Annotated in this window: 10 protein-coding genes; 7 read left to right on the forward strand and 3 right to left on the reverse strand. The window is 58.7% G+C overall.

Going from position 1 to position 13,299, the window contains the following annotated elements; translation table 11 throughout:
- The first annotated feature begins 399 nt into the window (after positions 1-399).
- From HY751_02640 to HY751_02650, 3 genes are read left to right on the forward strand one after another with little or no spacing between them, the layout of a single operon-like run.
- Positions 400-1,167: a MotA/TolQ/ExbB proton channel family protein gene (locus HY751_02640; protein MBI4665290.1), complete on the forward strand. Its 768-nt coding sequence runs from the start codon at positions 400-402 to the stop codon at positions 1,165-1,167.
- Complete coding sequence (locus HY751_02645) at positions 1,157-1,558, forward strand: biopolymer transporter ExbD (protein MBI4665291.1); 402 nt, start codon at positions 1,157-1,159, stop codon at positions 1,556-1,558. The genes HY751_02640 and HY751_02645 overlap by 11 nt, the downstream gene beginning before the upstream one ends.
- Positions 1,555-2,340 (forward strand): hypothetical protein, encoded by a 786-nt coding sequence (locus HY751_02650; GenBank protein MBI4665292.1) that lies wholly within the window; start codon positions 1,555-1,557, stop codon positions 2,338-2,340. The genes HY751_02645 and HY751_02650 overlap by 4 nt, the downstream gene beginning before the upstream one ends.
- An 11-nt stretch (positions 2,341-2,351) precedes the next feature.
- Here HY751_02650 and folP read toward each other — a convergent pair whose 3' ends face one another.
- From folP to HY751_02665, 3 genes are all read right to left on the reverse strand, one after another.
- The gene (gene folP / locus HY751_02655) at positions 2,352-3,251 is read right to left on the reverse strand and encodes a dihydropteroate synthase (protein ID MBI4665293.1); all 900 of its coding nucleotides are present in this window, start codon (positions 3,249-3,251) and stop codon (positions 2,352-2,354) included.
- A complete protein-coding gene (gene infB / locus HY751_02660; protein MBI4665294.1) occupies positions 3,202-6,006 on the reverse strand; it encodes a translation initiation factor IF-2 in 2,805 nt (934 codons plus the stop codon). Before infB ends, folP begins: the two co-directional genes overlap by 50 nt.
- Before the next feature lie 194 nt (positions 6,007-6,200).
- Entirely contained in the window at positions 6,201-7,019 is an 819-nt protein-coding gene (locus HY751_02665; GenBank protein ID MBI4665295.1) for a hypothetical protein, read from the reverse strand.
- Positions 7,020-7,209: 190 nt separating this feature from the next.
- Here HY751_02665 and HY751_02670 point away from each other — a divergent pair, with 190 nt between their 5' ends.
- The 4 genes from HY751_02670 to HY751_02685 all read left to right on the forward strand — a co-directional run bounded on the left by HY751_02670 (position 7,210) and on the right by HY751_02685 (position 13,297).
- Entirely contained in the window at positions 7,210-8,154 is a 945-nt protein-coding gene (locus HY751_02670) for a tetratricopeptide repeat protein (GenBank protein ID MBI4665296.1), read from the forward strand.
- A gap of 1 nt (position 8,155) precedes the next feature.
- Positions 8,156-9,037 carry a GTPase domain-containing protein gene (locus tag HY751_02675; protein ID MBI4665297.1) on the forward strand — a complete coding sequence of 294 codons (882 nt, stop codon included), beginning with the start codon at positions 8,156-8,158 and terminating at the stop codon, positions 9,035-9,037.
- A gap of 149 nt (positions 9,038-9,186) precedes the next feature.
- Positions 9,187-11,784: a tetratricopeptide repeat protein gene (locus HY751_02680; protein ID MBI4665298.1), complete on the forward strand. Its 2,598-nt coding sequence runs from the start codon at positions 9,187-9,189 to the stop codon at positions 11,782-11,784.
- A 397-nt stretch (positions 11,785-12,181) separates the two neighbouring features.
- Entirely contained in the window at positions 12,182-13,297 is a 1,116-nt protein-coding gene (locus HY751_02685) for a hypothetical protein (protein ID MBI4665299.1), read from the forward strand.
- The last annotated feature ends 2 nt before the right edge of the window (positions 13,298-13,299 follow it).

The raw sequence follows: 13,299 nt of genomic DNA on the forward strand, positions 1-13,299 counted from the left end.
CCGTGGTCGCCCGACCACGGATTCCTGTGCGGAGTAGAAAAGACCGGGGCAACCCCGGTGAAGCGCAACATTTTATTGCGGCTCGTTCCATGTCACCCTTCGATAAACTCGCGGTGCGCCATTTGTCATCCCGGCCAAGCGTAGCGCGAGCCGGGATCAGGGCCTCAACGAGGAATGAACGAAGCCCCGATGCCGGGTCAAGCCCGGCATGACAATGTTCGCTACCCCGTGGTCGCTGACCACGGCTGACCGCTTCCCCGTGGCATTCTTTCGATGCTTCCCCGTGGTCGCCAGACCACGGTTTCCTTCCCCCTGGACAGGGGCGCCATGTTTCTTCCCAACTCCCTTTGCCCCCATTACCCCCTGCAAAACCAACCCTGTTTGTGATATAAATTCCGGATGAAAATATCTTCGTTGTCCCGCATGATGTCCGTTTTTTGCGCCGCTATGGCTTTATGGCCCTCAGCCGCCCTGGCCCAGGCCGGGGAACAGTCCGCCGCCAGCGTTTGGGTGACCGCGTTCTTCCAGCGGGGCGGGCCGGTTATTTGGGTAATCGTGCTGTGTTCCGTGCTTTCCATAACCATCGCCCTGGAAAGGGCGTACACCCTGCGCAAGAAGAAAATAATAAACACCGATTTTCTGCATGACGTAAAGAAATACGCCGTGAAAGGCGAGTTCGAAAAAGCCCTCATGGTCTGCAGGAAGGTGGACGTGGCCATGTCCCGCATTACCCACGCCGGGCTCCTGCGGAGCAGGTTCGGCGTGCTGGAGGTGGAGCGGGCGCTGGAGGCCGCCGGGGCGCACGAGGCAACCCTGCTGGAGGCCAACCTGCGTGGGTTGGGCGTCATAGCCAGCCTGGCCCCGATGCTGGGGCTTTTGGGCACCGTAACCGGCATGATAAACGCGTTCTCCGCCATTTCGCTGGAGGGGGTGGGCAACCCCACGGTGGTGGCCGGCGGTATCGCCGAAGCCCTTATCAACACCGCCGCCGGGCTCGTGGTGGCCATCTACACCCTGGGTTTTTACCACTATTTCCGGGGCAAGGTGGACAAGCTTATCTACGAGATGGAGGAAATAAGCCTCCGCCTGGTGGAAGACATCATGCACACCGTGGAGGCGGTGTCCCGCAGGCATAACGAGAAGGTGGCGTTCGAAGATGAAGTTTAAACGAAACCGGGAGGAGGACTACGCCCTCCAGCTGATTCCCCTGATAGACGTCGTCTTCTTCCTTCTGGCTTTCTTCATGATCTCCACCACCTTCGCCGACCCCACCAAAAGCATGGACATCGAACTGCCGGACTCACAGGCGGGCGCCGCCGCAAACGACCTTAAGGTGGTGGAGATAGACATCAACCGCGAAGGGGAGATTTTCTTCAACGGGGAGCCCGCCGACCCAAAAACCCTCAAGGCCCTCATAACCGAAAAAATGCGGGGCATGAAAAAACGCTCGGCCATCGTGCGGGCGGACACATCGTCAAACCACGGCAAGGTGGTTCAGGTGATGGGCATCTGCAAAGAGGCCGGGGTGAACGATATCGGGGTGGCTGTGCGGCCATGACGCTACGCGTTGTCTTCTGCGCCCTGATGGCCCTGTTAATCGCCATCCCCCCCGCTTCCGGCTGGCGGGACCGCGTCAAATCAAATGAAAAACCAACCCCCATCCCGTTTGACCGCAAGAAACTTTCCCACCGGGACGTCAGGCTGGCCGTGGCCCTGGCCCAGCAACCGCTAATGGTCCGGTACTCTGGATTTTCCACCCCCATGCGCACGGCCCTTTTTTTCCTGGATCACCCGACGCTGGCCTATAAACTTTATAGCCTTATGATCATCCGCCCGTCTTTCGTGCTCGCCGATGAGGGGCCGGGCGTTGGATGGAGCGCCACGTTTTACCCCGGCGCCAAGTACTTTGTATCCCCGATCACCTGGATCGGGGATACCATGTTCATCAAGTTCAGTTTCGTGGAGCGGACGGACTACTGGTTCGAGTTGAAAACAACCGGTTACGGGGTGGTGGTAGCGAAAATGGAACCGTACGGGCCGGTGGACACCAACCTGTCGTATGACATTTACGCGGTTAATGGCTCCTCAGCCCTTGATAAGCCGAAGCCCCTCTCTTTCCTCCAGAAAAGGATGATTCTGGAGGATTTCAGCCTGGCTGTCAGCGAATTAAACAAGATAATCGTTGAGGTGTACGAAGACCCGGTGTGGGCGCTGGGTAAAATGGAGGACGATATCCTGGATGGGGATGACAACACATATACCAAAGAAGAAATAAAGATTTTAAGGGAACATTTCACCGAGCGTTTGAAAAATCCCCCTAAGTCGAACATAAGGCGTTAGCCCCCCCCAAACTATACTTTCCTGTCCCGAATGGAGGCGGCCACGATGGCCGCATGCCGGTTCATCACCACGTTGTGCGCCCTTATTATCGCCGCGCCTTTCATTACCGCCAGCGCGGTGACTGCCGCCGTGCCCGCGTCGCGCTCCTGGGGCGGCGCGCCCAGGATCTTGCCCAAAAACGATTTCCTGGAGGCGCCCACCAGCACCGGATAGCCCAGCTCCACAAGCTCGTCAAGCCTGTTTAGTATCTCGATATTGTGTTTTGCGGTCTTGGCGAACCCAAGCCCCGGGTCTATTATGATTTTCGATACTCCAGCCCGCCCCAACGAAGTTATGCGGCCCGTAAAATAACTTTTCAGCTCCCCCATCAGGTCGGCGTACCTGGCCTTTTTAGCCATGTCCCGGGGTGAGCCTTTCATGTGCATCACCACCACCGGCAGGTTGTATTGCGCCGCTATCCGGGCCATTTGAGGGCTGGAAACCCCGGTCACGTCATTTATTATCACGGCCCCGGCTTCCACGGCCTCCCGGGCCACCTCTGGTTTGCTTGTGTCCACCGAAACGGGGACTTTTGGATGGCGGGATACTATGCCCCGGATGACCGGTATAACGCGGCTGATTTCCTCCGGCGCGCTTACTGGTGGGGCGCCGGGGCGGGTGGATTCGCCCCCGATGTCCAGTATGTCCGCCCCATCGGCCACAAGCCTGTCGGCCTGGGCCATGGCGTCGGCTGTGTTTGAGTACAGGCCCCCGTCTGAAAAAGAGTCGGGCGTGATGTTTATCACGCCCATGATGAGCGGCCGGTTGAAAGGAAGCCTTAGCTTCCCGCAACGGTATTGCCGGGGAAACCCTGGCGGAGGGTTACTCCCCTCTCTTTTCGGACTTTTCGACGACGAAGGTTTCGATGGCATCGCCCACCTTGAGGTCGCTATAGCCTATGCCTATGCCACACTCGTACCCGGCCACCACCTCTTTCACGTCGTCTTTGAGCCTGCGAAGGGATGTGACCTTGCCGCTGTAGATAACCACGTTGTCGCGGATGAGCCGGGCTTCGTTCCCACGGTTCACTTTGCCGGAAGCCACCAGACACCCGGCGATTATCCCAACCTTGCTCACGTTGAACACCTGGCGCACCTCGGCCTTGCCGGTGACCTTCTCCACGAACACAGGCTCCAGCATGCCTTCAAGGGCCGCCTTGATGTCGTCAATGGCGTTGTAGATGATGCTGTAAAGGCGCACGTCCACGTCTTCGGCTTCGGCCTGGGCCTTGGCCTTCTCGCTGGGGCGCACGTTGAACCCGATAACGATGGCGTCTGACGCGGCGGCCAGGGCCACGTCCGTTTCGGTGATGCCGCCCACGGCGCCGTGTAGCACCCGGATGCGGACATCGCCCACCTTGATGTCTTCCAGCGCCTTCTTCACCGCTTCGATGGAACCCTGGAAGTCCGCCTTGATGATGATGTTCAGCTCTTTTACGCCGCCCTTGGTTACCTGGGCGTGCAGGTTTTCAAGTTTCAGGTGCCCCTTGGCCTTGGCGCCTTCCTGCCGCTCGGCGTTCATCCTGTTTATGGCCACCTGGTGGGCGCGCCGCTCGCTCTCCATCACCATGAAAGTCTCGCCCGCCGTGGGAACGCCGGAAATGCCCAGCACTTCCACCGGCGTGGAGGGGCCTGCGCTGTCTATCCTGTGCCCCTTGTCGTCTATCAGCGCCCTCACCTTGCCGTGATGCACGCCAGCCACAAAGGGGTCGCCTATTTTTAGCGTGCCTTTCTGCACCAGCACCGTGGCCACGGGGCCTCGGCCCTTGTCCAGCTTGGACTCGATTATGGCGCCGAACGCGGGCCTGTCCGGGTCCGCCTTCAGCTCCAGCACGTCCGCCTGCAGAAGGAGCATTTCCAGAAGATGGTCTATACCTATGCTCTTCTTGGCCGACACCTCGCAGAATATGGTGGAGCCGCCCCATTCCTCCGACACCAGCTCGTGCCCCGCCAGCTCCTCGCGTATGCGCTGGATGTTGGCTCCGGGCTTGTCTATCTTGTTCACCGCCACCAGCACCGGAACGCCCGCCGCCTTGGCGTGATGGATGGCCTCCACCGTCTGCGGCATCACGCCGTCGTCTGCGGCCACCACCAGCACCACCAAGTCGGTCACAGCCGCGCCGCGGGCCCGAAGGGCCGTGAACGCCTCGTGGCCCGGGGTGTCCAGAAACACCACGGTGCCTTTGCCCAGCTTTACCGTGTAGGCGCCGATGCGCTGGGTTATGCCGCCAGCCTCGCCTTCGGTGACGTTGGTTTTGCGTATCGTGTCCAGCAAAGAGGTTTTACCGTGATCCACGTGGCCCATGATGGTGACCACCGGCGGGCGGTGTTGCAACAGCGAGGCGTCTTCCACCTCCACCTCTTTGGCGCCAATCTCGGTCTCCTCGCGGGTGACGATCTCGTACCCCATCTCCAGGGCTATTTCCTTGGCCACGTCCGCCTCGATGGTCTGGTTGAGGGTGGCCATTATCCCTTTGCCGATGAGTTTGCGGATGATCTCGTTGACGCCCACCCGCAGTTTCTCGGCGAATTCCTTCACCGTGGTGGCTTCGTCTATAACTATCTTGCGGGCTTCGGCCTCCTGCTTTTCCCGCTCTTCCTCGGCGATGAGGCGTTGTATCTCCGCCTCCTCCTCGCGCTCTTTGCGTCTTTTCTCCTCCAGCTCCCGGTTGGCGCGGCGGGTTTCCTCATCCTCACGGCGGCGCGCCTCGCCACCTTCGTGGCGTTTCAGCTTATCCAGCTTCTTGGAGTCATCATCCTCCCACCGGCGGTCGCGCTTGTGATCCTCTTTTTTCTTGCCGAACTTGTCCGCGCTATCTGGTTTTTTGGGCAAAATAGGCGGAGCGCTGGGCCCCTTGCCTCCCGGGCGCGGCGGCTCCCCGGGCCTGGTGAATCCCGGCCTTGGGCCGCGGAACTGCTCACCACCGCCGGGCCGCCGGTCTTGCCGGAACCCTCCAGGGGCGCCCGGCCTCGGGGGCTGGCCACCACCGGGCCGCTGGCCTGATGGGCCTGTATATGGCGGCCTGGCGGGCTGGCCGCCGACGGGCTTCTGACCAGGGGGCACTGTATATGTGGGCCTGTAAGGCGCGGGCCTGGGCGCAAGCGGCGCGCGTTCCACCGGAGGTTTTGGCGCTGGCGCAGGAGCGGGCGCGGCTGGCGCCGGTTTAATCTCCACGGGAACTGGCGCAGGCGCGGGAGGGGCGGGAGGGGGCGTTACTTCCACCACCGGGGCCGGAGCCTCCGCCTTCGTCTCCACCGGCGGTTTCTCTTCCACGACGTCGGGTTTTATCTCAAGTTGCGCCGGTTCTTCCTTCACAGCCTCCACATGCTCTTCATGGGCCGGAGCAGGTTTCTCCGCTGTTTTCGCGGCGGCCTTCTTGCCGGATGCGGCTTTGGGCGCGGGTATCTCTTCCTGTTTGGACTCGGCGGGTTTGGCTTTGGCTTTGGTCTTCACCGTTCCGGCGATCCCCATGGCATGGGTCTGGCGGCGAAGCCTGTCCGCCAGGCTGTTCTCTATGGTGGAAGAGTGGCTCTTAACCGGGTATCCCATCTTGCTGAGAAGGTCCACCAAAGTCTTGCTTTGCACGCCAATTTCTTTGGCTAGCTCGTAAACGCGAATACCGGACAAATCGCTCTCCTAACAAAATATTTCAAGCCCTTTTGGCCGTTCCCGCCCAGTGGGCCACCTATACGGTGAATTGTTTATGATAATAACTGTTTAACGTCTGTTCAATCTTTAAATTAAGCTAGTACGGGTTGTCTCGGTGGGATTGACCGGATGGACCTCCCGCAAAATGGCCCGCTCCGGATGGAAATGGCCGGTCAAACCAGGGTCAGTATCACTCCGCCCAGGGCTATGCAGTAATAACCGAAGTATGAGAAATGCCCTTTCTTCAACAGCGCCACCAGCAGAATCAGGCAAAGATAGCCCGACACCAGCGAAGCGGTGAACCCCCAGGCCAGGGAGGGCAAGGGATAGTTAAGCCCGGGCGACTCGAATTTCAGGACCAGCGCCCCCAGGATGGCCGGTATGGAAAGCAGGAAAGAGAATTCCGCCGCGGTTTCCTTTTTTATCCCCATGAACAGCGCCAGGGTTATGGTGGCTCCGCTCCGGCTGATGGCGGGGATGATGGCCACCCCTTGGGCCACGCCGATCAGCGCCGCCTCCCACCAGGCGACATCGCTTATCTTCCGCTCCCGGTCTTTGGCCCAGATGGTGGTCAACAGCATCAGCCCGTTGAGGATCAGGGTTACCCCCGTCCAGTACATGGAGCCGAAAAGGCTTTCCAACTGGTCTTTAAAGGAAAGCCCGATGACAGCGGTGGGAACACTGCCCACCACGATGAGGAAAGCCATGCGGAACCCGGCGTTGCCCTCCAGCGCCCGGGAAAACTTCATTCCTGAGGATATGTCTTTCAGCCCGTCCAGGGAGCCCGACAGGGCCCCGGCTATGCCGGCCCGGTAAAACCAGATCACCGCCACCAGCGTGCCGATGTGCAGGATTATGTCGAAGAACACCGCGGGATCTTCCAGGCCGAACAGGTGATGGGCAATGACAAGATGGCCGGAAGAGCTTACCGGCAGGTATTCCGTAAGCCCCTGCACAAGACCAAGCACCACCGCCTGAAAAGTGTCTATCATCCGGCTATTTTCCCGCTATTATAATTTAATTCTGGAACCCCGGCGCGTTACAGGCGCCTGCAAGGAGATAAGAAGATACATTACGAATACCTGTGTAACAAGAAAATTCAAACGGACGTGATTGCGCCGGGGGCGTTCAAGCGCATATAATGGGGCACAACAATATCCGGTTCATGTTCAAAGCCCCTTTATGAGTGATAAAAAACACACGGTCGCCCTTATTGAGGACGAGTTCATCCGCGCCCATCCTATAAAGCGGAAATTCATGGAGGAAGGGTTCGCGGCCGAAACGTTCCCCTACGCGCTGGAGTCTTTGGATAAAATAGCGGCCATGGCGCCGGACATCATCGTGCTGGACTGCGACCCGGGTCACAAGACAGACCCCTATTACCTGGCCGAGAAAATCCGGGCCGATGACAGGCTGAAAGGCGCCGAGGTGTTTTTTTACACCCAGGCCATAGACGTGCAGACCGAGATAATGTTGCGCAAACTCAAAATAACCTCCTACTTCACCAAGACCGAGAAAATTGAGTATCTAGTGGACGCGGCCCAACAGCATTTCGTGAACCTGGAGGCCGAAAAAGACAAGGGCAGGTGGGAAGACCAGATAAGCTCCCTGGACGTGCCGGAGCGGGAAAACGACGTTCAAAGCCCGGACACCCCCGCGGGTGAAGGGTTCGAAAGCACCCACGAGTTCTCCAGCATCCTGTCGGAGTTTGGCGCGGGGCTGGAGCGCCACCTGGCCAAGGACGAAAATTATCATGAGACCCGGTACAACCTGGGTGTGTCATACTACGAGATGGAGCTTTACGACAAGGCTCTGGAAGAGCTGACGATCAGCCTCCAGTCGCCGGACTTTTATTTTAAGAGCCTCAACATGATGGGAATGGCCCACAGGCGCCTGGGGGAAACGGAAAAAGCCATCGAGAATTTCAAGAAGGGCTACCAGGAGGCCAAGGAGGAGTTCGTCAAACTCGGTTTTCTTTATGAGATCGGAGACACATACGACGCCGTAGGCAAACACCAGGACGCTTACCGGATGTTCGCGGCGGTGTACAAACAGAACAAGGAGTTTAAGGACGTGCGCTCCAGGCTTATCACTCTTAAGAACCTGTTAGAGCCGAAGAACCCCTGACATGGCTGTATTCAACTACGCCAACCGGGAGATAACGGCCAAGATAGTTTATTACGGCCCCGCCCTCTGCGGCAAAACCACCAACCTGGAGATCATCCATAAAAAAATAGCGCCCCAGAACCGGGGCCAGATGCTCTCCCTGGCCACCGAAAGCGACAGGACGCTGTTCTTCGACCTGCTCCCGGTGGACATAGGGACCATCGGCGGCTTCTCCGTGCGCATCCAGCTTTACACCGTCCCTGGGCAGACCTATTACAACAAGACGCGCCAAATGGTGCTCCGCGGAGCCGACGGGGTGGTTTTCGTGGCCGACAGCCAGGAAAAAATGCTGGACGCCAACGCCGAAAGCATGAAGAACCTTGAGGAAAACATTACCGCCAACAATCTGGACTTCTCCTCTATCCCCCTGGTCATCCAGTTCAACAAGCAGGACTTGCCGCCGTTAAGCGCGGTGGAAGCCATGAACCAGGCCTTCAATCCGCGCAATGTCCCCACCACAAAGGCCGTGGCCATAAAGGGCGAAGGGGTGATGGAAACGTTCCGCCTCATCGTAAAAGAGGTGCTCACCGCCATGCAGACGCGGATAGGCAAGGGGGTGGATCCGGCGCCCGCAAGCAAACCACAGCAACCCCGGCCGGAAACCGCGCCTATGAAAGTGGTCTCCGAAAAACTGGGGGCCATACACGACGCCAGAGAGGGCGCCAGCGCCAGGCCCATGCCCATCAGCGCAAATCCCGTCCAGGCCATCGCCGAACTGCGCGCCAGGCTCTCCCAAATCTCCCAGGCCACCCGGAGCCTCCAGGTCCAGCAGGAAGAAATGAAGAAGGCGCTGGACGAACTTACATTGCGAGTCTCGCAGGCGCAAAAAACGTCACAGTCTTGACGCTTGGGGCCTCGCCCATCAGAACCAGCGCCGTATTATTGACGCTGGGCGCCCCACTCGTTTAACCCGCATCCGCCATACCCCATAGCCGCTAGCGGCACAAGACTTGCTTAATTTACCCGCGAGAGATTATGGTGATATGAAAAATCATGTGGCAAAAACCGCTCCTTAGGCTGTTTGGGGCCGCGCTGGCGCTGGTTTCCTTCAATGCGGGCTACAACTACGCCCAAAGCTCCCCGGCCACCATCGAACAGATAAATTTTGCCGCCCAGGATGGCGGAACCCGCATGATAATCGTCACCCGGGAGGATTTAAAGCTACACCCCTTCTACGACAGGGCCTCCAAAATCATCTCCATCCGCATGCCAGAGGCAGACGCCCTAAAGGCGGTTTTCGACGTCAGTTATAAAGACGGCCTGGTGGAGTCGGTGAAACTTGAGCGCGACCAGGCCGGTGGCGGCCTGCGCCTGATACTGTCATTCACCACGCCAGACGTGGCGTTCCACCGGGTAAAGGTGGAGAACAGCCAGAACATCGCGCTGGATTTTACCCCAAGGGAAAAGGGGGTGAAGATAAAGGGTGTAACCCCGGAACAGTTCATGGCCAGGTTCACGGCCAGGCCGGAGGAGCCCAAGGCTGAAACCGCCGCTCCAATGGAGCCCGCGCCGGAGCAGGCCGTTGTGGCCGAAACCGCGTCCCCGGCGCCGGAGGAGCCCGCGCCGAAAACGGAGATGACACCGGAAGATCAAGCCCGATACGAGGCAATGTTCGCCAGCCAGGACGAAAAATACACCATCATGGAGCAAAACTCCGGCAGGGCGGAGTTCATTGCTATCATGTATTCCCTGCAGAAACAGAAGTTCGAGGATGTAACGGCCCAGGCCGACGCGTTCTTCGCCAAATACCCGAAGTCCGTTTACCTGGAGCGGGTATATTTCACCAAGGCCGACGCCCTTTACATGCTGGCCAAGAAAGACAAAATAAAGATCTCCGAAGCCCTGGAGGCTTTCGAGACGGCGCTGGAGCTGTACCCCCAATCCCCCATGAGCCAGATGGGCATGATGCGCCGGGCCTCCCTTTACGAGGACCTGGAGTTCAACATGGAGGCCATGGTGGAGCTGAACATGGCCCGGAAATACAAACCGGACAGCAAATACGCCGTACATGCCATGATCGGGCGGGCAAAAATACTTATCCGGCAGAAGAAGTACAACAAGGCTTACGACGAGCTTCAGAAGATCCTCCTGCTGTATCCCAACCGGCGGGAGGTGCGCGACGTAAAATACCTTATAGCCGAGGCGTATCACGACCAGGGCAAATACGGGCTGGCCAAGGTGGTCTTCGACGAGTCCATGAGGCTGTGGCCCACCTACCCCAAGGCCCATCCCACCGTATTCATGAAGATCGCCGAGAACTTCTACAAGCTCGGCGAGAAAGAAAAGGCGCTGGAGTTTTTCACGAACATAAGTAACCTGTTCCCCAGCGCGTCCGTGGGGCGCAAGGCCATGTTGCGCATGGGAGACCTTTACGCAGAAAAATCGTTGAAGAAAGACGCGGCGCAAATATTCGAGACCGTGGCCGTTCGCTTCCCGGACACCAGCGAGTCTGTATTGGCCCGTTTGCGGCTGGCCACCATGGGCGCCGAAGATCCGGAATTGATAAAGCATAGCGACATATTCGACTATCGCGCCTTCGAAGACCCCCTCAAGACATTCGACGAGATAGTAGCCAGGTATGCCGAGGTTCATGGCGAGGAGGCGCTGATAAGAAAAGGCAAGGCGCTGGCCTTGCGCAAACGCTATGTGGCCTCCATTTTGGCGTACAAGGAGCTTTTGAGAAACTATCCGGGCACACGGATGTCCGAGGAGGTGTTCGGGCTGGTGCGGGGTAATTTCCTTAAACTTATCGACACATTCCACGAGCAGGACGGGTTTTTCCTGGTGCTCCTCACCTATTACGACAATTTCAACCCGTTCCTGCGAAGCGTCACGGAAACGGAAACGCTCATAAAAATAGCCGACAGTTTCGGCGCCATGACCCTGTACGACAGGTCCGCCGAATATTATCGCCTTGCCAACGCCAGCGACCCTGAAGGCAAATACCGGGAGGTTACGGATTTCCGCATGGCCAAGGCGCGGCTGTTCAACGGGCAGGTGATAGAGTCTGAAAAGCTCCTTCGCAAATACATGGAGGATTTCCCCAAAAGCCCCAACGCCATTACCGCCCGGCATTTCCTGGGCCATGCGTTGCTCAACCAGAACAAGCCTGCGGAGGCGGCCACCGAATGGCGGCTGGCCATAGAAAAAGACCCGCGGAACCAGCTGGTTTCAAACACCGCCTACCAGTTGGGCAGGCTGTACAGGGGCCAGAAGCAATACAGCCTGGCCATAGACGCGTTCAACATGGCCCTGGCCTCCTGGCGTCCATTGATCAAAACCATGGAAGATCCTGCCCATGTGAAGGACTCCCTCTATTACCTTGCCGAGTCCCTTTACCGCGACGGTGATTACGCCATGGCCATCCGCGAAGCCAACCGGTTCGTGGGACGATACCCCGATGACGGCAGAAACAGCTGGATGGAGTACATAATTTCAGCCTCCCTCTCCAACGTGAACGAAGACGAAAAAGCCAACGCCAGGCTAAAGTCGCTGGCGGAAAAAGACAAAGGGCTCATCGGCAAAGTGGCCTCCGCCAAACTGCGCAACGAGGACTGGAAACGCAAGAACCCCGAGGTGTTCCCGGATTAACCTATACCAAGGCCGCCCCTCTAACGCTTCCCCGAGGTCGCCTGACCTCGGTTCCCGCTTCCCCGTGGTCGCCGACCACGGTTTCCCCTTCTCGCTTCCCCGTGGTCGCCTCGGGCTGTTGCCCAAATTGTTTCCCGCAATGTCACCCCGGCCAAGCGAAGCGCGAGCCGGGGCCACGACCTTATATGTATTTGAAAAAAGGCCCTGATCCCGGGTCTCCGCTTGCGCTACGCCCGGGACGACATCGCTGAAACGGCGCTAAACTATTTGGGCAACAGCCCGGCCTGACCTCGGTTCCCGCTACCCCGAGGTCGCCGGACCACGGTTCCCCCTTCCCGCTCCCCCTCTTTGTTGTATAATTCCTCTCACCATCCCGCTCATCAAAGGAAGACAGATAATGAAGCCCCCCCGCGACGAAATCAAAAAACTCCAGGAAGCGTTCGAGGCGCTAAACTCCTCCACTGAAAAGCTTACGGCCGCTTACGAGTCCATCCAGTCCGAGGCGGAATCGCTCCGCAAAGGGCTGGCGGAGAGTGGCGATTTCCTTCGCGACATCCTGGCCAGTCTCCGGTGTGGCGTGGTGGTGGCAAACGACAATGGGGAGATAGCCCTGGCCAATCCAGAGGCGGCCCGGCTTGGTGTGGACAAACCGGAGTTCATCGCCCGGCTGAATACGCCCCCGTCCCGCGCGGGTTCGCTGGAAACGCAATTGGAGGGCAAACAGCTGGAGGTGACCATATCACCCCTCAACCATGGCGGCCAGCCCGCCGGGCATGTGTTCGTCATAGAGGATGTCACGGAGCTTTCGCGGCTCAAACGGCAAGAGTCGCGCAACGAAAGGCTCTCGGCCCTGGGCAGGATGGCCGCCGGAATGGCCCACGAGATCCGCAACCCGCTGGGCGGGATGGAGCTGTTCGCGTCCATACTCCGGCGCGACCTTGTGGACGATCCCGAAAAACTGAAACTGCTGGACCATCTGGGCGTGGGCATCCAGTCCATCAATAACGTGGTATCAAACTTCCTGCTGTTCACCAGGGAGCCAACCCCCCGCAGACAGTGGTTCGACCTGGCCAAGCTAATAACCGATACACTGGAGTTCGCCGGATACGCGTTCCGGGAAAGCGGCGTGTCGGCCATAGTCAGCATGCCCGAAGGCGGCCTGGATGTTTACGCCGACGCGGGCCTGCTAAGACAGGCGTTGCTTAACCTGATAAACAACGCCACCCAGGCAATGCCGGAAGGAGGCAGGATAACAGTAACCGCCGGGATTCACATTGTCAGCGCCGGGGATGAGCAGGTAAGAATCGTGGTTGAAGACACCGGGCCGGGGATCCCGGCCCAGGCGCGCGACAGGATATTCGACCCGTTCTTCACAACAAAAGAGTCCGGCGCGGGGCTGGGCCTTGCCATAGTCAGCCAGATAGCCCAGGCCCACGGCGGTTATGTGGACATGCTGGAGCCGGAAAGAAAAGGCGCGCGGATACTGATATCTTTTCCCCGGGACCGTAGCTGACA

The sequence above is a fragment of the Nitrospinota bacterium genome (assembly GCA_016208975.1).
GTDB lineage: Bacteria > Nitrospinota_A > UBA7883 > UBA7883 > JACRLM01 > JACQXA01.

What these genes read in the sequence shown, in the direction of transcription:
- HY751_02640 (MBI4665290.1), top strand. Translation starts at nt 400, where the DNA reads ATGAAAATATCTTCGTTGTCCCGCATGATGTCCGTTTTTTGCGCCGCT.
- HY751_02645 (MBI4665291.1), top strand. Translation starts at nt 1,157, where the DNA reads ATGAAGTTTAAACGAAACCGGGAGGAGGACTACGCCCTCCAGCTGATT.
- HY751_02650 (MBI4665292.1), top strand. Translation starts at nt 1,555, where the DNA reads ATGACGCTACGCGTTGTCTTCTGCGCCCTGATGGCCCTGTTAATCGCC.
- folP (MBI4665293.1), bottom strand. Translation starts at nt 3,251, where the DNA reads ATGCCATCGAAACCTTCGTCGTCGAAAAGTCCGAAAAGAGAGGGGAGT.
- HY751_02665 (MBI4665295.1), bottom strand. Translation starts at nt 7,019, where the DNA reads ATGATAGACACTTTTCAGGCGGTGGTGCTTGGTCTTGTGCAGGGGCTT.
- HY751_02670 (MBI4665296.1), top strand. Translation starts at nt 7,210, where the DNA reads ATGAGTGATAAAAAACACACGGTCGCCCTTATTGAGGACGAGTTCATC.
- HY751_02675 (MBI4665297.1), top strand. Translation starts at nt 8,156, where the DNA reads ATGGCTGTATTCAACTACGCCAACCGGGAGATAACGGCCAAGATAGTT.
- HY751_02680 (MBI4665298.1), top strand. Translation starts at nt 9,187, where the DNA reads ATGTGGCAAAAACCGCTCCTTAGGCTGTTTGGGGCCGCGCTGGCGCTG.
- HY751_02685 (MBI4665299.1), top strand. Translation starts at nt 12,182, where the DNA reads ATGAAGCCCCCCCGCGACGAAATCAAAAAACTCCAGGAAGCGTTCGAG.